At 42.0% G+C, this 18,463-nt stretch carries 12 protein-coding genes; 10 read left to right on the plus strand and 2 right to left on the minus strand.

The genetic code is table 11. The features are described from left to right. Positions 1-78 precede the first annotated feature (78 nt). The 5 genes from NT010_07870 to ligA all read left to right on the plus strand — a co-directional run bounded on the left by NT010_07870 (position 79) and on the right by ligA (position 11,082). Positions 79-1,986, plus strand: a complete 1,908-nt coding sequence (locus NT010_07870; protein ID MCX5805969.1) for a PBP1A family penicillin-binding protein — start codon at positions 79-81, stop codon at positions 1,984-1,986. Positions 1,987-2,080: 94 nt separating this feature from the next. After that, positions 2,081-4,000 (plus strand): YgiQ family radical SAM protein, encoded by a 1,920-nt coding sequence (locus NT010_07875; GenBank protein MCX5805970.1) that lies wholly within the window; start codon positions 2,081-2,083, stop codon positions 3,998-4,000. Between the two features lie 497 nt (positions 4,001-4,497). Next, on the plus strand, positions 4,498-6,726 hold the full coding sequence (locus tag NT010_07880) for a PAS domain S-box protein (protein ID MCX5805971.1): 2,229 nt from the start codon (positions 4,498-4,500) through the stop codon (positions 6,724-6,726). Between the two features lie 424 nt (positions 6,727-7,150). Then, on the plus strand, positions 7,151-8,542 hold the full coding sequence (gene rlmD, locus NT010_07885) for a 23S rRNA (uracil(1939)-C(5))-methyltransferase RlmD (GenBank protein ID MCX5805972.1): 1,392 nt from the start codon (positions 7,151-7,153) through the stop codon (positions 8,540-8,542). A gap of 527 nt (positions 8,543-9,069) precedes the next feature. Beyond that, positions 9,070-11,082 (plus strand): NAD-dependent DNA ligase LigA, encoded by a 2,013-nt coding sequence (ligA, locus tag NT010_07890; GenBank protein ID MCX5805973.1) that lies wholly within the window; start codon positions 9,070-9,072, stop codon positions 11,080-11,082. A 164-nt stretch (positions 11,083-11,246) separates the two neighbouring features. Here the strand turns inward: ligA and NT010_07895 are convergent, their stop codons facing one another. Next, entirely contained in the window at positions 11,247-11,840 is a 594-nt protein-coding gene (locus NT010_07895) for a hypothetical protein (protein MCX5805974.1), read from the minus strand. 329 nt (positions 11,841-12,169) lie between these two features. After that, positions 12,170-12,934: an IclR family transcriptional regulator gene (locus NT010_07900; GenBank protein ID MCX5805975.1), complete on the minus strand. Its 765-nt coding sequence runs from the start codon at positions 12,932-12,934 to the stop codon at positions 12,170-12,172. A 197-nt stretch (positions 12,935-13,131) separates the two neighbouring features. Between NT010_07900 and NT010_07905 the strand changes: the two genes are divergently transcribed. From NT010_07905 to NT010_07925, 5 genes are all read left to right on the plus strand, one after another. Beyond that, the gene (locus tag NT010_07905) at positions 13,132-15,096 is read left to right on the plus strand and encodes an ASKHA domain-containing protein (protein ID MCX5805976.1); all 1,965 of its coding nucleotides are present in this window, start codon (positions 13,132-13,134) and stop codon (positions 15,094-15,096) included. A gap of 114 nt (positions 15,097-15,210) precedes the next feature. After that, positions 15,211-15,981 carry an AAA family ATPase gene (locus NT010_07910; GenBank protein ID MCX5805977.1) on the plus strand — a complete coding sequence of 257 codons (771 nt, stop codon included), beginning with the start codon at positions 15,211-15,213 and terminating at the stop codon, positions 15,979-15,981. Between the two features lie 27 nt (positions 15,982-16,008). After that, complete coding sequence (gene folD, locus NT010_07915; GenBank protein MCX5805978.1) at positions 16,009-16,893, plus strand: bifunctional methylenetetrahydrofolate dehydrogenase/methenyltetrahydrofolate cyclohydrolase FolD; 885 nt, start codon at positions 16,009-16,011, stop codon at positions 16,891-16,893. Between the two features lie 28 nt (positions 16,894-16,921). Further along, complete coding sequence (locus NT010_07920; protein MCX5805979.1) at positions 16,922-17,137, plus strand: hypothetical protein; 216 nt, start codon at positions 16,922-16,924, stop codon at positions 17,135-17,137. Positions 17,138-17,291: 154 nt separating this feature from the next. Beyond that, positions 17,292-18,233, plus strand: a complete 942-nt coding sequence (locus NT010_07925; protein MCX5805980.1) for an acetyl-CoA decarbonylase/synthase complex subunit delta — start codon at positions 17,292-17,294, stop codon at positions 18,231-18,233. Positions 18,234-18,463: the final 230 nt, after the last annotated feature.

Raw genomic sequence — 18,463 nt, forward strand, 5'->3', positions numbered from 1 at the left:
ACTCCATTGGAATAATAACACAGCAAGGACCTGCATAAACAAATTGCCGTAGACAGCACATTACGGTTTGCCAATACGATGTTTATAAAGTATAATATATCCTTCATGTACTCGAGAACAACTATAAAACTTGCCATACTGCTCATCTTAATCCCAACCATTTTCGGGGTAAGCTTCGGATATGCTCTTGTTAATTACCTTGAAATACCTGACGTTAAGGAGCTCGAAACATATAAACCAAAATCAGCGGCAAGACTCTATGCAGATGATGGAGTATTATTTGCAGAGCTGTTTGTTGAAAAAAGAGTGCCCATTCCGATTACTCAAATGCCTTATAATCTTAAATATGCATTTATTGCAATTGAAGATGTGAGGTTCTATAAACATTTCGGCATTGATATCAGGGGCATCGGACGAGCTGCTTTCAAGAACATCATCCGCGGAGGTATATCGGAAGGAGCTTCAACAATAACACAACAACTTGCACGAAATCTATTTTTGACTTTCAAAAAAAGCTTTAAAAGAAAAATTGAAGAAGCAATGCTTGCAATCCAGATAGAAAGGACCTACTCGAAGGATGAAATTCTCAATTTGTATCTGAATTTAATCTATCTCGGCGAAGGCGCTCACGGTGTTGAAGCAGCAAGCTACACATACTTTCATAAAAAGGCAAGTGAGTTGACACTTGAAGAGTCGGCTACCCTTGCAGCGCTTACGAGATCGCCTTCAAGGCTGTCGCCGTTTAAAAACCCGGTAAAAACATTGGAAAGAAGAAATCTTGTCTTGAGAAAAATGTATGAAGCTGGTTTTATCAATGAAAAAACATACTTAGCGGCAGCAAAAACACAAATGGTGCTTGCTCCTTACAAGGCTTATGAGAAAAAGACAGGATACTTCGTAGAGTATGTAAAACAAGCCCTTGAAGAACACCTTGATGATTCCCAGAGCATACTTACAAAAGGACTCAATATAAAAACCACTGTAAACCTTAAAATGACTGAATACGGTTATGAAGCGATAGAGAAAGGTATACAGGCTTACAAAACAAGGCATCCTGATGTAAAAAAACTTCCTGAAGTAGCCCTTATTGCAATTGAAATTAAAACAGGGGAAGTAAAGGTGCTCATAGGCGGCAGGGATTTTTCCACATCCCCATACAACAGGGCAGTTCAGGCAAAAAGGCAACCCGGATCTTCCTTCAAACCCATCATATATTTAACAGCATTGGAACAGGGACTGACTCCTAACTACATGATTTTGGATGCGCCTTTATCATTTACAAATCCCTATACAAAAGTAGTCTGGCATCCCAGGAATTATAAAAATGAGTACCACGGCAGCGTCACCATGAGGAAAGCTCTTGAATTATCGCTAAATACCGCCACAGTGAGACTGCTTGAGAAAGTTGGCATTGATAATATAATTGATATGGCAAAGAGATTAAATATAAGCAGTAATTTTGAACATAATCTGTCTTTAGCACTTGGAACAACAGAGATACTTCCTATAGAGCTTGCAGCAGCATATGCCGCATTCGCAAGGGGCGGCGAATACATCCCGCCCACAGCATTAAGAGACGTCTACACAAATGAAGGTGAGGAGCTTTATAACGAAAAACCGGAAGGAGAAAAGGTCGTAGCACCTGAAACAGCATATGCGCTCGTAGACATCATGAAAGGAGTTGTCCAGAGGGGGACAGCAAGAAGCGCTTCGAAGATGCCTTATTTTCTTGCAGGAAAAACAGGAACAACAGACGATTTCAAGGATGCATGGTTCATCGGTTTCTCTCCGAACCTGCTTTGTCTTGTCTGGGTTGGTTATGACAAAGGAGATTTTCTCGGCAATAAGGAATCAGGAGGCACCGCTGCACTTCCTATATGGATCGATTTTATGTCAAAATCCCTGCCGTTGTTTCCAAACAACGATTTTAAAGTTCCGGAACAGCCGGAACAAAACGATAAGATACAAGATAAAAATAACGATTAATAATTCATCCCCGGAGAAAGCTTCGGGATATAAACTTCGCGTGATAATCAAGAAATAGCTGTTGGCTCTCTGCATATTCTGATAAAATAAATCCATGCAAAATGATTTTCTGCCCGTATCGCAAGACGATTTGAAAAGGAAAGGATGGGATACCCTGGACGTAATCATCATCACCGGCGATGCTTACGTGGATCATCCCTCTTATGGTGCTGCAGTAATTGGAAGAACATTGGAAGGGGCAGGGTTTAAAACAGGAATAATTTCCCAGCCTGACTGGAAACACATTAATGATTTTAAAAAACTGGGGAAACCGCGCTTGTTTTTCGGGATAACCGCCGGCAATATGGATTCCATGGTAGCCAATTACACTGCCGGTAAGAGGGCAAGGAAGAATGATGATTATTCTCCCGGAGGCATACCGGGTCTGCGCCCTGACAGGGCAACGATTGTTTACGCTAACAGGATAAGGGAGGCATTCGGCAACATACCCATCATAATCGGAGGCATTGAGGCAAGCTTGAGAAGATTCGCCCATTATGACTGGTGGGATGATTCTGTGAGAAGATCAATTCTGTTGGATGCAAGGGCTGATATCCTGGTTTACGGAATGGGAGAAAGGCAGGTTGTTGAAATTGCCCGAAGGCTGCTTCATGGTGAAAAACTTGCAGGCATACGAGGAACAGCCATAGTCAGCAAAATATCCGGGGTCATAGGGCAAGGGTCAGGGGGCAATGGGCAAGAAGATAGTGGCAAGGAGCAAGCGTTAAGAGGTAAGAGGCAAGAAGATAGGGGCAAGGATCAGGAGGCAAGAGTCGGGGATCGGGAACAGATCGCTGATGACACTTTTTTGCCAAAAGGCTGCATAGAAATACCGTCTTATGAAGAAGTAAAAAATGATAAGTTGAAGTTCAATGAAGCATTTAAAATAATTTACACAAATCAGGATCCCTTCAGAGGAAAGGTACTGGCACAAAAATACGATACACGCTACATGATACAATACCCTCCTTCACTGCCATTACCTGAAAAGGAGCTCGATAAGATTTACGAATTTCCCTACATGAGAAGCCCGCATCCTGTATATAGCAAAAATGGCGGCATCCCAGGTTTTGAAACAGTGAAATTTTCCATTATCTCCCACAGGGGATGCTGTGGTGAATGCGCCTTTTGCTCGTTATATATGCATCAGGGGAGAATAATCCAGTCAAGGAGCGCAGGATCGATTCTGAACGAAGCAAGAATGATATCCGAAAAGCCTGAGTTTAAGGGCACCATCACAGACATAGGCGGTCCTACAGCCAACCTTTATCATGCATCCTGTACATTATGGAAAAACAGGGGCGCCTGTAAGGACAAATACTGTCTCATACCTGAAAAATGCAGCAACCTGAAGCTCGGTTACAGTGAAAGCATGGAATTATACAGCCGGATTCTTGCACTGGGAAAAGTAAAACACGCTTTTATTGAAAGCGGTATAAGGTACGATCTGCTCATTGATAAAGATTCATCGGATTATTTTACATATCTTTGCAAGCATCATATAAGCGGGCAAATGAAGGTCGCTCCCGAACATTCAACAGACCAGGTTCTGAAAATCATGAATAAGCCGACCTTCGATGTTTATGACAAATTCGTCATTAAGTACAACGAGATAAATAAATCATTGAATAAAAAGCAGTATCTTGTAAACTATTTTATCAGCGCCCATCCCGGTTCAACACTTGAAGATACGCTGTCACTTGCCCTTTATCTAATGAAAAAAAATATCCATCCCGAACAAATACAGGATTTCACCCCCCTGCCACTTACACTGTCCGGCGCCATTTACTACACTGAAATGCACCCATTTACAAATGAAAATATATATGTTCCCAAGACCTTCCGGGAGAGAAAGATGCATCGGGCACTGATACAATACGGAAATCGTAAAAACAGGCCGATAATCCGGGAAGTCCTTAAAACCATTCATAAAGAATATTTGTTTAAACAATTTATTCTGAATGAAAAGTCATGAGTTTAAAGGAAAATCTGGACTATCTGAGGATGAATAACAAATTAAATATTTAACCCGGATATATCATTGGGAACGGTGTCGGGTTGTCCTTAAGCAAACCGCTGTGAACACTGGATATCCCGAATTCTTTGCCGGGTAAACCTCTTATAGATAATGAAGTGATGGAAACAGCAAACAATCTCGTTGCGGATGTGTATTGATTTAATGTAGAATACATGAAAGTTTATAATGTGGAATTTTTGTAAAATTAACAACCCCGCCATGAGCATATGGGGTATTAAAAACTAAAGTCTAAGAAAAAGCTTTTGCAGCAAACTGCGGGAAATTTATCCGTCAGGATATATACGGATAAATATTGTTTCTGTTAATACAAAATAGGCCCTACTTGATTCACATTGGTACTTATGCACCCACAGAAATAGGTTTTCACCAGGCCTTTGTCTCTCATGTGAATCTGCTTAACAAGCACAAACAGGTGGGAAAACTTTTAAAGGATCATGCAGAAAAAACATCCTCCATCATATGAAGAGCTGATAAGTCTGACAGAACAAATGCGCAGACGCATAGCTGAACTTGAAAAATCAGAGGCAGAACTGAAAAAAATGGAGGCAGAACTACGTGAAACCGAAGAGAAGTATAGAAATATCTTCGAAAATGCTACAGAGGGTATATTCCAGACAACCCCTCATGGTCGTTTCTTAAGTGCAAACCCTTCTCTTGCTCGTATCCACGGTTATGATTCAACTGAAGAGCTTCTAAATGAAGTTACCAATATCAATACTCAATTGTACGTTCACCCTGAAGACCGTTTTCAGTGGATGGAAACAATCAAAAAACAGGGTTCAGTTCAAAATTATGAAGTAGAGATGTACAGTAAAAACAGAAGCTCTCATTGGATTTCGATGAATATTAAAGCGGTTCGGAGTAAGGACGGCAAACTTTTCCATTATGAAGGTACAATGCAGGATATCACCCAGCGGAAAATAGCGGAAAAAGCTCTTATTGAAAGCGAGGAACGTTACAGAACCGCCATCGAGCATTCAAACGACGGCATTGCAATAATACAGGATAGCAAACATTTATATGTAAACAAAAAATTTATTCAAATGTTTGAATACGATAAACCTGAAGAAATTATCAATATGCCTATAACCTTTTTAGTTCATCCTGACGACCATGAAAAAGTAAGCAACATACACCAGCAAAGGCAAAGAGGAGAAGCTGTACCTTCAAGATACGAATTCAAAGGCATCACAAAGACCGGAAAAACAATTTATATCGAGCTTTCAGGAACCAGCACCACATACCGCGGTCGGCCTGTTTACCTTCTTTATCTGAGAGATATTACCTCACGCAAAAAGAATGATGATGCTCTGCGTACTGAGAGAAACCGGCTCCTGGCACTATCCAACAATGCGCCTTTCGGAATAGCTATGATAGACAAGGACGGTGTGTACAGATATGTGAATCCTAAATTCAGAGAATTGTTCAGCTATGATCTGAACGATATTCCGAACGGCAGAGAATGGTTTAAAAGAGTTTTTCCGGATTCCATGTATAAAAAACATGTGCTCCGAACATGGATCAATGATATTAAAAGCGCAAGGAATGGAGATAAAATAATAAGAACTTTCAATGTAACATGTAAGGACCAGACAATAAGAACAATTAATTTTTTCCTTGTACAGCTTTTAACCGGGGATTATCTTGTCACATTTGACGATATTACAGAGAGAATACAGGCACATGAAGCCCTTATCAAATCACATCAAGAATTAGAAAGTCTCAACAGGGCCAAAACAAAGGCTGTTCATCATATTTCTCACGAGCTTCAAACCCCGCTTGCAGTAATTCAGGGAACTATTAGAATTTTAAAAAGAAAAGCACAATTTATTTCTACTGACTACCGTATTATAGAAACCCTTGAAAGAAATTTAGAACGCCTCTTCGCCATTTCAAACGAAACTGACGAGATATTCCGCGCATCACAGGAGATGGAGGCATCTCTTTTACTTGATGACCTTGATCGCATTCTGCAACGTATGAAAGATATATCGGAAATACCGCCTGATATACAGATTCACTGGAATGTTTTAAAAGAATGGACAGATCAATTTCTACCTGCCATAATAGAAGACTTTCAATCTATCGATCTTCTACCGTTTGTAAAGTTAATACTGGAAAAAGTAAAACATACAGCAAGATACAGACATATACATTACAGTCTTGAAGGGGTAAATGATCTCTTTATCACCATAAACCCGGTTGTTTTAAAGGAAATATGTGAAGGTCTCATTAAGAATGCAATTGAAAACACCCCTGAAAATGGCGAGATCCTAATTGCTCTTGAGCAGAAAAATGACCGCATATGGATTCATGTTACAGACTCAGGTATCGGCATTACCGATGAGAATCAAAAATATATTCTCGATGGCCTGTTTCATACAAAAGAAACAGACCTTTATACATCCAAAAAACCTTACGATTTCGGCGCAGGGGGAAAGGGCTTTGAACTTCTCCGAATTAAGACATACGCACACCGTTTTGGTTTTGATATAACCTTTAAAAGCAAAAGATGTATACATATACCGACCGATCTTGATGTATGCCCCGGTGACATATCCCTTTGTCGTAAATGTAAAACCACGGAAGAATGCTATTATTCCGGAGGAACAACATTTTCCATTTCCTTTCCGATTAAACCGGCAGATAAGCTTGTTCATTAATGCAAAAAACCTCTAATGGCCAGCGTATAAGGTGTCAAAGTGCGAAATAGCTCACACGGTGAGCCGGGTACACGCTTGCGGGTGCGGGAGGCTCACGTTTACCCGAGGGACGAAGGACGTTCAGTCGCTATGCTCCTTCGGACGCAGGATGTAAATGCATTTAATTGCGTCCCAGCGCAAGCGGACGTCCAAGCGAACATAAGTGAGCGGACATCCTTCGTACATACGGAAAGGAGAAGGGGGCGACCGGGTAACCGCTTGCGGGTGTCCCGGTGTATATAGTGTCAAAGTGCTAAATAGCTCACACGGTGAGCGAGAAGGGGAGGCTCACATGGCTTTGCCAGGTGAGGGGGCGACGCAAGCCAGTGCATAAAGTGTCAAAGTGCTAAATAGCTCACACGGTGAGCGAGAAGGGGAGGCTCACATGGCTTTGCCAGGTGAGGGGGCGACGCAAGCCCCTTTATTAATAGAAATAATTGACATTGCTCTTCCAAATAATTATGGGGTAGCGAAAATAGAGGGGCTTGTTGTCTTTGTGCCCGAGGGCATTATCGGCGACTTAGTAAAAGTAAAAATTCTCAGGCAAGAAAAGAAGACTGCCTATGGAGAAATCTTTGAGTTAGTTGCACCCTCCCTTTTCAGGGTCATACCCCGATGCAGTCATTTCGGTCCATGTGGTGGCTGTACGCTTCAAAACCTCTCCTATGAGAAACAGCTTGAATTAAAAGAAAATTATCTGTTGCAGACACTTAAAAGAATAGGCGGATTGGACACGGAAAAAATCAGGTTTTTTCCTATTACTCCATCACCGGATATATATTATTACAGAAATAAACTTGAACTTGCCTTCGGGGAAAGCGAAGGCAGGGCTACCATAGGATTAAGGGAAAGGGTTTCGCCTTTTAAGAAATATCAGGGAAACGTGGTACCAATAGAAAGATGCCTCATCTCAAGTCAGGTTACAGAAAAAATTATCCCGCCTTTTATCAATTTTGCCCGAAAGCACGGTCTTGCAGCTTACAACCCATTTACCGGCCAGGGATTTCTCAGGCACCTTTTCCTCAGGGAATCTAAATCCAGCAATGAATTAATGGCCATCATTGAAACCACAAAGGGCGATATGCCGGACCTGATGCCATTATGGCAGCTTTTAACCACGCTCGTTCCAGAGATAAAAAGCTTTTACAGGATTATAAACAACATACCTGGAGATAATTTTCACTCCGGAAAATTAATTCATATTGCTGGAAAATCTTATATTGAAGAGACGTTGAATGGCCTTAAATTCAGGGTTTTTCCTGAATCTTTTTTTCAGCCCAATACAAAAGCTGCTGAAATACTTTACAAAAAGATAATCGAGCTTGCAGATCTTAAAGCAGACGAAAAGGTTCTGGGCTTGTATTGCGGGGCAGGCCCGATTGAAATCTCTCTTGCAGGATATGCGAAGGAGGTTACAGGCATTGATTCATTACAGGCAAATATAATAAATGCCCATGAAAATTGCAAACTGAATAAAGTTAAAAACTGTTTCTTCCATACAGGAAAGGTCGAAACAATTCTGGGTAAAATTAACCTTGATAAAACCGACCTGCTTATTATGGACCCTCCAAGGGGAGGCATCAGCAATGATGGGCTGAAGCATATTGCACGTATAAATCCAAAAAAGATTGGATATATATCATGCAATCCATCCACACTGGCAAGGGATTTAAAAGACATTACAACGCACGGATACAGTATAACCGGCATTACTCCCTTTGATTTTTTCCCCCATACTCCTCATATTGAAACACTTGTTGTTTTAGAACGCTTATAAGTGAATAATTTTTTCATTAGAAAAAGTATATCCGGTGTCAGGATGTCCTTCAAAGAAACACCGATATAGCATGAGATATCAACGAGCATATAAGAACGGGAAAAGCCATTGACTATTCCGGATTCACATAAGCGTATATGTAAATCCGGGTTGAATGGGCAGCGGCATGTCGGGGATTTTGCAGATGTGGATGGGCTGTGAGATTTGCAGCCCGCAGACCGGGGTTATATGGTCAGTACTGTTTTAGCCGGGAACCCACGAGCAGCCAATTATATCGATAAGTAACCAACTGTCACGTGGGTGGCAAACGTCGGAGGATCGCAAGGCGAAGCAGACCGCCGCAGATCAATATCCCCGAACATGCTGCTGACCGACCAAGAAAAAAGAACTAAAAATACTCAAGAAACAAAACAACCTTACCTGCCAAGCCGCTGCCCGTCTAATAAAAAACCTGAAAAACTATGACAAAACAACTCAACAGTTAATAAACTATTGACAATATCGTAAAGATTTATTAAGGAAGAATTATGAACAAAGAAGATGCAAAGATAAGAATAGAAAGCCTTAGAAAAGAAATAAATTATCATAATTACAGGTACTATGTCCTCGATAATCCTTTAGCATCAGATGCCGAATATGACAAGCTGATGCGGGAACTGGCAGAGCTTGAAAGCGCATACCCCGATTTTTTCAATCCCAACTCTCCTACTCAGAGAATCGGTGCAAAACCTCTTGAATCTTTCTCTGCAGTTTCCCATAGAACACCGATGCTGAGCCTTGCAAATGCCATGGATGCAGCAGAAGTTGGAGATTTTGATAAACGGGTCAAAAAACTCCTTAATGTGACTGATCTGGATTATGTAATGGAGGTAAAAATAGACGGGTTAGCCGTTGAACTGGTATATGAAAATGGTGAGTTTGTTTTTGGTTTGACAAGAGGAGATGGCTACATAGGAGAAGATATAACCCAGAACCTGAGAACAATAAGGGCAATACCGATGAAGATGATCGAAAGTTCAGATATTCCCATCCCGTCGCTCCTTGAAGTAAGGGGTGAGATATATATGGGAAAAAAGGAATTTGAAGGTCTGAACAAAAGAAGAGAGCTATCGGGCGAGCCTCTTTTTGCAAATCCAAGGAATGCTGCAAGCGGTTCTGTACGACAACTTGACCCAAAGATTACTTCAGGGCGCAGGCTTAATATTTTCTGTTACGCCATGGGTGAAATGAGGGGAACAAGTGTAGAAACACATTTTCAATTCCTGGAATACCTGAGAAAGTGGGGATTCAGGGTAAACCCTTATGCAAAACTATGCAAAAATCTCAATGAAGTCCTTGAATATTACGAAGAAATTCATAAAAAAAGAGATGAAATTGGCTACGAGATTGACGGCACGGTAATTAAAGTTAACAGGTTTGACTACCAGGATATCCTCGGCGCTGTATCAAGATCGCCAAGATGGGCGATTGCCTACAAATTTGAAGCACATGAAGAAACTACAAAAATCAACCGCATTGATGTCCAGGTTGGAAGGACAGGAGCGCTTACCCCGGTAGCGATACTTGAACCTGTGACAGTCAGCGGAGTGGAAGTCTCAAGAGCAACCCTTCATAATGAAGACGAGATAAAAAGAAAAGATATAATGATCGGTGATACTGTTATTGTGTCCAGGGCAGGTGATGTAATCCCTGAGGTTGTAAGGGTAATAAAAGAAAAAAGGACGGGCTGTGAAAAAGTCTTTACAATGCCGGATATATGCCCGGTATGCGGCGAGCAGGTAGTACGGCCTATTGGTGAGGCAATCCGTCGTTGTATTAATATAAACTGCCCTGCTCAGATAAAGGGCAGCATCGAACATTTTGCTTCAAAAAGAGCAATGGATATTGACGGCCTTGGAGAAAAACTCGTAGAACAACTGGTAGATAAAAATATTATTAAAGACGTGTCGGATTTGTACTATTTAAGCAAAGAGACCCTGTCAAGTCTCGATAGAATGGCTGATAAATCCGCTGAAAACATTATAAATGCAATAAACGCATCTAAAAAGCGTCCATTTGCACGGTTTATATACGCCCTCGGCATAAGACATGTGGGAGAACATATTTCGGTCCTTCTTGCAGAACAATACAAAGACATTGACGGATTAATGGCAGCAAAGGAAGAAGAATTGATAAATATCCCGGAAATCGGGCCTGAGGTATCAAACAGCATTACAACTTTCTTTATAGACGACAAAAACAAAAAAACCATAGAAAGGATCTTAAAATCAGGCGTTGAAATTGAATACAGAAAAGAAGAAATTAAATTGCTTAAAGGTTTGACCTTTGTTTTTACCGGAACCATGAAAGGGATGGGAAGGGACGAGGCGCGGAAAAAAGTGGAAGCTCTCGGTGCTCAGACCTCTTCATCTGTAAGCAAAAAAATAGATTTTCTTGTTGCCGGGGCAGAAGCAGGCTCAAAACTTGACAAGGCAAATGAGCTGGGCATTAGAGTTTTAAATGAAGAAGAATTCCTGGAGATGACAGAGGAAAGGCTGTAAAACCGGAGTTTCCCCATTTTTTAAAATTCCTGCTTCGCGGTTTTTGCCAGAAGTGCAAACTGCAAAGAGTACAAGATTACAAGTGGTAATTCCCTATAGAATGATAAATAAAAAAGGCAGAGCCGAATTGGCCCTGCCTTTTGTTTTGTGAATGTTAATGATGCTTATTTGCTGAATCTTTTCCTCAAACCTGCAAGACCGAGAAGCCCCGGAGCGAGGAGAAGAAGCGACGGCGGTAACGGAACCGGAGAAGTCCTTTCGTATGAGAAACCTCCTCCTCCTTTACCACCACCATCCTGTCCAACCGCCCAACTTGTAAACTTTATGTTCAGGTATATATCATCGGAAATCAAGTGGACAACCCCTGGCGTGTCGACAAGTCCGGGTGGATACCAATCGCACGACTCCCCCCAGGAATAAAAGTCAAGGTTTGAATAATTCGATGCAGTCATAGTCCTGCCTTCATTAAGACCATACAGACTGAAAGCCCATTCAGTATCTGCAGGGGCACTGCCAAGATAGCCATCGGAGGAGCTCTCTTGCGCAATGTTGAATAGACCGGCATAATCCGCCCGAGTAAGCCAGACGTTGGATGTTATGTGGTCCTGATTGGCCGGCTTAGTCCAGTCCGCCCAAGAGGCCTTGGTAAAGGTAATGAGGTTTGACTCCCAGATTATGGGTTCAGCGAAGACGGCGGTCGCCTGAATGGCAGCTACAACTGCAATTAAGAGCACACACAAATACCATTTCGTTTTCATTTAGAGCTCTCCTTCGTCGTGATATTCTTTACGTTGTCATAACACTTTCAAACAACGTGTATATTACTATTCCCAAACACAACGTATAACAAATTAATTTAATTGTCTGTAGGATTTGTTATACAATGCATGTAGGATAAGTACGACAATTTATTGTATGATGGAGCTGAGAACTGAACGTCCTTTACATTTTCATTTTTGACGATTCTCGAAATCAATGAATGTACCAGCTTGCGGCTGTTCCCTTGCCGCCTTGATATCATCTTCGATTTGGAAGTAGAATAGTGCTGCTGCCAGGGATAAGGACAAGATTGTCACGGTGCTTTTTGCTATAGCTGTATCTTTAATTGAGACAGTCTTTCGCTGATCTGTTGAGTCGTGTTTTTCAATTGCTGGATCATGAAAGGCAACTTATCGTTAAGCATTGAGTTTGAGAAGCCGATTACGCAGATGGCCCCGATAGGTAAGTCGTTTGAATAAATAAGTGTTGCTACGGCCCGTACCCCCTTTAAATACTCTTCAAGATCAAGGCTGTAGCCTGCTTCTCTTGTTTTATCAATCTCTTTAAGGAATTCATTGATATCGGTAATACTGTTTTCGGTATATCGCGGCAATCCCTTCTCTTTCAAAAACATCTTTATACTTTCGTTGTCCATAGGTGAGAGAAAAGCCTTGCAGAGAACAGATGCGGTAATCGGGAATTTTAAGCCTATCGGGGAGGATATCTTGAGCGCCTTTTTTGCTTCTACGGCATCGAGGACCCTTGCAACGGTATTTTCACGTATGCAGAGAAACGCAGTTTCATCCACAAGTGAAACCAGTTTTTTCAGAAAAGGCCTTGCGACCATTAGGATCTCTCCTCCTCTGAATACTTTTTTTGCAAGTTCGTATAATTCCGGCCCGATCAAATACTTCTTAGTTTTAATTTCTTTTTCAACGAATTTCTCATCTTTAAGAGCGTTTAATATTCCATAAACAGTGCTTTTACTTACAGACAGGTTATTTGATATTTCCGTGACGCCGAGCGGAGTTCCGCTATCAACTATAAATTTAAGGACTTCAAGAGATTTTTTTAAAATAGGTGGACTATACATAATTCACTATAATGAACAGCATATAATAAATTTAGTATTATGTCAATAATGCTGAATCTAAATGAACCTTAACAATAAATAGTTTTATTCACAATTACAATCGAGGTAAGATAATAAGCAATTTGTTTAAGTAATAAAGGACATAATGTTTTGAAAATTGCCAATAATTTGTTAATATTATAGCACTAAGGATTTGAATGGCAAAATATAAGATTAAATTCCTCCCCATAGACAGGGTATGTTTTTCTGAAAACGGAGAAACTGTACTTGAAACGGCAATGAAGTCCGGCATCCATATTAACGCTTCCTGCGGTGGTAACGCTTCCTGCGGGAAATGCAGGATCAAGGTGCTGAAAGGTAACGCTCCTTCCGGGGTTCATCCTGAAATATCGGAATTAGAGTACGATTCGGGCATAAGGCTTGCTTGCATGACTACCCCGCATTCAGATATGACAATCGAAGTGCCTCTTGAATCACAGGTGGATAAGCTTGTACTGAAAAAGAGAAGTAAGGCAACCTCTATTCTTTCTGCATCAGATATCGGGGAACTTGTAACTGGATGGGACGTGGATCCTGCTGTGTCTAAGAGATATATTGAGTTTGAGCCACCGTCTATTGAGGATAATATATCAGACTTCGGGAGACTTGCAAGGGTGCTGAAGGAGAAGTGCGGTATTGACGGCATTACTGTTGATTTTAAAGTTCTTGCAAAGTTGAGCAAGGTGCTGAGAGATGCTGACTGGAAGGTTACGGTTACAATAGTTCAAATAAGAGAAGGGTATAAACTTATTAACATTGAGCCCGGCAATGCTGTGGAAAATAACTATTCAATAGTGATAGATATTGGAACAACAACAGTTTGCGCACAGCTTCTCGACCTTGCAGGCTGCAGCGTGCTTAAACTAAAGGCACCGGCGGGTACTGGCAGAGATCTTTGTACGCTGGCAGAATCATCCGATTACAATGCCCAGATCAGTTACGGGGAAGATGTGATATCAAGGATCATGTACTCTCAGAAAAAAGGCGGGTTGAAGAAGCTGCAGGAAGTTGTGATCCACACAATCAATGACCTGATAAAAGAACTTATCGAAATAAGCGGCGTAAATACGGAGCATATATCACATCTCGTATTTGCCGGAAATACCACAATGACACATATCGTTCTTGGCCTGGACCCCAAATATATCATGCTTTCGCCATATACGCCGGTGGCAACAATTTTCCCCCCTGTCAGGGCTAAGATGCTTGGTGTAAGAGTAAAGGAGCATGTCCATGTATATGTTTTTCCCTGTGTGTCTTCCTATATTGGCGGAGATATTGTTGCAGGCGTCCTCGGCTCAGGGGTTTTTCAGAGAGACAGGACAGCCCTTTTTATGGATATAGGAACAAACGGCGAGATTGTACTTGGCAATAAAGACTGGCTTGTATGCGCATCATGCTCTGCCGGCCCGGCTTTTGAAGGCGGCGGGATTAAGTTCGGTATGAGGGCAGGGAAGGGTGCAATAGAACAGATCAGAATTAACCCTTCTACTTTTGAGCCCATGACTCTTACTATCGGGCGGGTAAAGCCTATGGGCATATGCGGCTCGGGCTTGATTGATCTTGTTGCAGAACTTATTGAGGTTGGCCTTATAGACCAGAACGGCAAGTTTAAAAGAGATATTAAGACAAAGAGAATAAGGGAAGGAGACAGCAGGTATGAATATGTGGTCTGTTACAAATCCGAGACCTGTATTGACAGAGATATCGTAATCACCGAGGTGGATATAGACAACCTGATGAGGGCAAAAGCAGCTATATATGCCGGATGCAAGGTTCTCCTCGACAATGTTGGCCTTGCCTTTAAGGATGTAGATATGGTTATAATATCAGGCGGATTCGGTCATTATATTGACCTTGAAAAAGCGCAGATTATCGGGTTGCTGCCCGGATTATCTCTGAATAAATTTATATTTGTAGGGAATGGCTCTCTCCTGGGTGCAAGGTTGCTCTCGTTCTGTAAGGGATTTTTGAATGAGACTGAGAGAATTGCGAGAACTATGACGAATATTGAGCTTTCAAATAACAACAAATTCATGGACGAATATATAGCAGCAATGTTTCTGCCCCACACTAATCAGGAGGAATTCCCTGGTGTAATGGAGAAGCTTAGAAGACAGTGAATAGTGAATAGTGAATAATAGCCCTGGCGGACAGGAGTCTGCGCGACATAAAGTGAGTTAAAGCATTGCCGGTTTTATATCGGAAATTGTTAATCAAAAATAAAGGTGTAAATAATGCCAAAAGTTATAGCAATTGCCGGAAAAGGTGGTGTCGGGAAGACGACTATTTGCGGGCTTCTAATAAGGTACCTTGTTGAAGAGGTAAAAGATGGTCCTGTCCTTGCCGTTGACGCTGATCCGAATTCAAACCTGAATGAACTCCTCGGTGTAGATGTTACAGCGACGATCGGCGAGGCGCGCGAGCTTATGAAGAAAGATGTGCCGCAGGGCATGACAAAGGATGTATGGTTCGAATACAAAGTGCATGAGGCAATTATCGAGAGCAAGGGGTTTGACCTTCTTGTTATGGGCAGGCCTGAAGGGCCCGGGTGCTATTGTGCTGCAAACAGTCTTGCGAAACAATCAATTGATGCCTTGAAAGAGAACTATGCCTATGTGGTTGTAGATAACGAAGCAGGCATGGAGCATATCAGCAGGCTTGTTACTCAGGATATAGACCAGTTATATATTATTTCGGATGCGACGCCGAGGGGCGTGATGACTGCAAAACGCATAATTGATCTGATCAGTGATCTGGGCTTGAATATAAAGAGAATGGAGATTGTAATTAACAGGTTAAAAGCCGGTCATGGTGAAAAGCTGATAGATGTGGCCATGCGAACAGGGGAAAAGGTTGCAGGCACTATAAGGAACGATGATGTGCTTATAAAAGACGATATGGAAGGGAAACCCATATTTTTTCTCGATAAAGAATCAGCTGCGCTGATTGATGCATATGAGCTTTTCAAAAAAACTTTGGGACAGGATGGTTTTGTACAGAGTTAAAGGGGAATGCTTGAAGAAGGAGGTCCTATGTCTGCAAAAATCATAAGTGGAACGGAGATCGCGTCCCGGATCAGAGAAGAAATTAAAGAAGATACTGCAAGTTTAATGGAGAAGCACGGAATCGCACCCGGCCTTGCAACGATTATTGTGGGCAGGAATCCTGCATCTGTGAGTTATGTTACGGCAAAACAGAAAACGGCAAAAGACCTCGGGTTTTATTCAATTCAGGAAGATTTGCCGGAAGATGTTCCCGAAGATGTGCTTCTTGAGATAATTAAAAAATATAACAAAGATCAGAAGATACATGGAATACTTGTACAATTACCGTTACCGAAGCAGATAAATGAAAACAGGGTTCTTTATGCGATAGATCCTGACAAGGATGTAGATGGTTTTCACCCCACGAATGTTGGGCGGCTTATGATTGGAGAAGCCCGTTTCTATCCATGCACGCCATATGGGATTCAGCAAATGCTCATAAGAAGCGGTGTGCAGATAGACGGTGCAGAGGTAGTGATTATAGGGAGGAGTAATATTGTTGGGAAACCTATTGCAATGATGCTTGCACAGAAGGCAAAAGGTGCAAATGCAACGGTCACTTTGTGCCATACAGGAACACGAGACCTTGCTTTTCACACAAAACGTGCCGATATTCTCATAGTTGCGGCAGGCAGGCCCAGGGCGATAACTGCTGATATGGTAAAAGAAGGTGCAGTTGTCATAGATGTTGGCGTAAACAGGATAGGGATGACGCCGGAAGGAAAGGCAAAGCTCTGCGGGGATGTTGATTTCGATGCTGTCAAAGAAAAAGCATCTATGATAACGCCGGTACCGGGTGGTGTAGGACCGATGACGATAACGATGTTGATGCTGAATACATTAGAGTCGGCGAAAATGAGTGCAGGCATGTAAGCGCAGTCAAATTTAGTAAGGAGACGGCATGATTGATTACCAATATGATGAGAAAGAGGATTTTAACGGGAAGAAGGTGAAAGTTCTCGGTGATACCTTTGAGGAAGGCAAACCTGAAGGTCAGCAGGACTGGAGAATAAAACTTGCAACCCGCGAAGAAAGACTTGGATATATAAAGACAGCTCTACGATACTGGTACAGCAAAGACTGGTATGGGAGCGAGAAGAGAAAAGGCAGTGAATAGTGAACAGTGAATAGTGAATAGTTTAAAAACAGTGAATAGTGAAGAGAATGCCAAGAGCTGATTCTGAATTTGTTTTTACTATTCACTATTCACTGTTCACTGCCTTTAAACTGTTCACTAACGACTATTCACTGATTTTAACAAGGGAGGGACAATGGCTTTTGAAATTCCAAAAATAAAATATACCGGCAGTATAAAAGAAGTCAAAATAGGTGTCGGATCAAAGGCAATCACCATAGGAGGTGAGAGGTGCTACCCCCTTTACCTTTTTGAAGGTGAGATGTCCAATAAGCCGAGAATAGCCTTTGAAGTGTGGGACTACGAGCCGCAGGAATGGCAGGCATGGGCCATAGAGCCTTTTGTGGATGTAATCAACGACCCTGCTGCATGGGCAAGAAAATGCGTAGATGTATATGGCGCCGAGATTATAGCTTTACTGCTTAAGAGCGCTGACCCTAATGGTATGAACAGGGATGTGGAAGAGGTTGTGGCTGTGGTCAAGTGTGTTGCCGATGCTGTTGACGTACCTCTTATCATCTGGGGAACAGGAGATGGCGAAAAGGACATCGTTTTATTAAGAAGAGTAGCCGAAGTATGCGAAGGGAAAAATGTCGCAATCGGCCCTGTAACGGAAAAAAACTACAAGCAGATCGGGGCAATAGCTATTGCATATAATCATGTTGTGCTTGCATCAAGCCCGATAGACGTAAACCTTGCAAAACAGTTAAATATCCTCCTTGGAAACCTCGGTGTACCTGATGAGAAAATCATTGTAGACCCAACAACCGGCGGGCTGGGTTATGGTCTTGAATATTCTTATTCTGTGATTGAGCGGGACAGGATGGCAGCCCTTACCCAGGAAGATGCAAAACTACAGTATCCCATTGTTTGCAATCTTGCCCAGGAGGTCTGGAAGACGAGAGAGACAAGATTGACGAGAGCGGAAGAACCGAAACTTGGAGATGAAAAGAAAAGATCTGTGCTGATGGAAGCTGTTACGGCCATGAGCCTTCTTATTGCCGGAGCAGATATTGCGATAATGAGGCATCCTGACAGTGTGGCACTCATTAAGGATATGATCAAAGAATTGACCTAAACGGAGGGCACGAATCGGTGGAGGGGGTGACCACTTACCCGAGGGACGAAGGACGTTCAGTCGCTATGCTCCTTCGGACGCAGGACGTATGACGTAAGATGTTTTTAGTAGACACCAAAGTTGATGTACAATACGACAATGGAGGTGTCAAAATGAAAAGAATTCCCAATGCAGTTTACACAAAGGAGTTCAGAGAGGAAGCGGTGAAGATGGTTACGGAAGGAGGACTG

This window comes from Pseudomonadota bacterium (assembly GCA_026388275.1).
In the GTDB taxonomy this organism is placed as follows: Bacteria; Desulfobacterota; Syntrophorhabdia; order Syntrophorhabdales; family Syntrophorhabdaceae; genus JAPLKB01.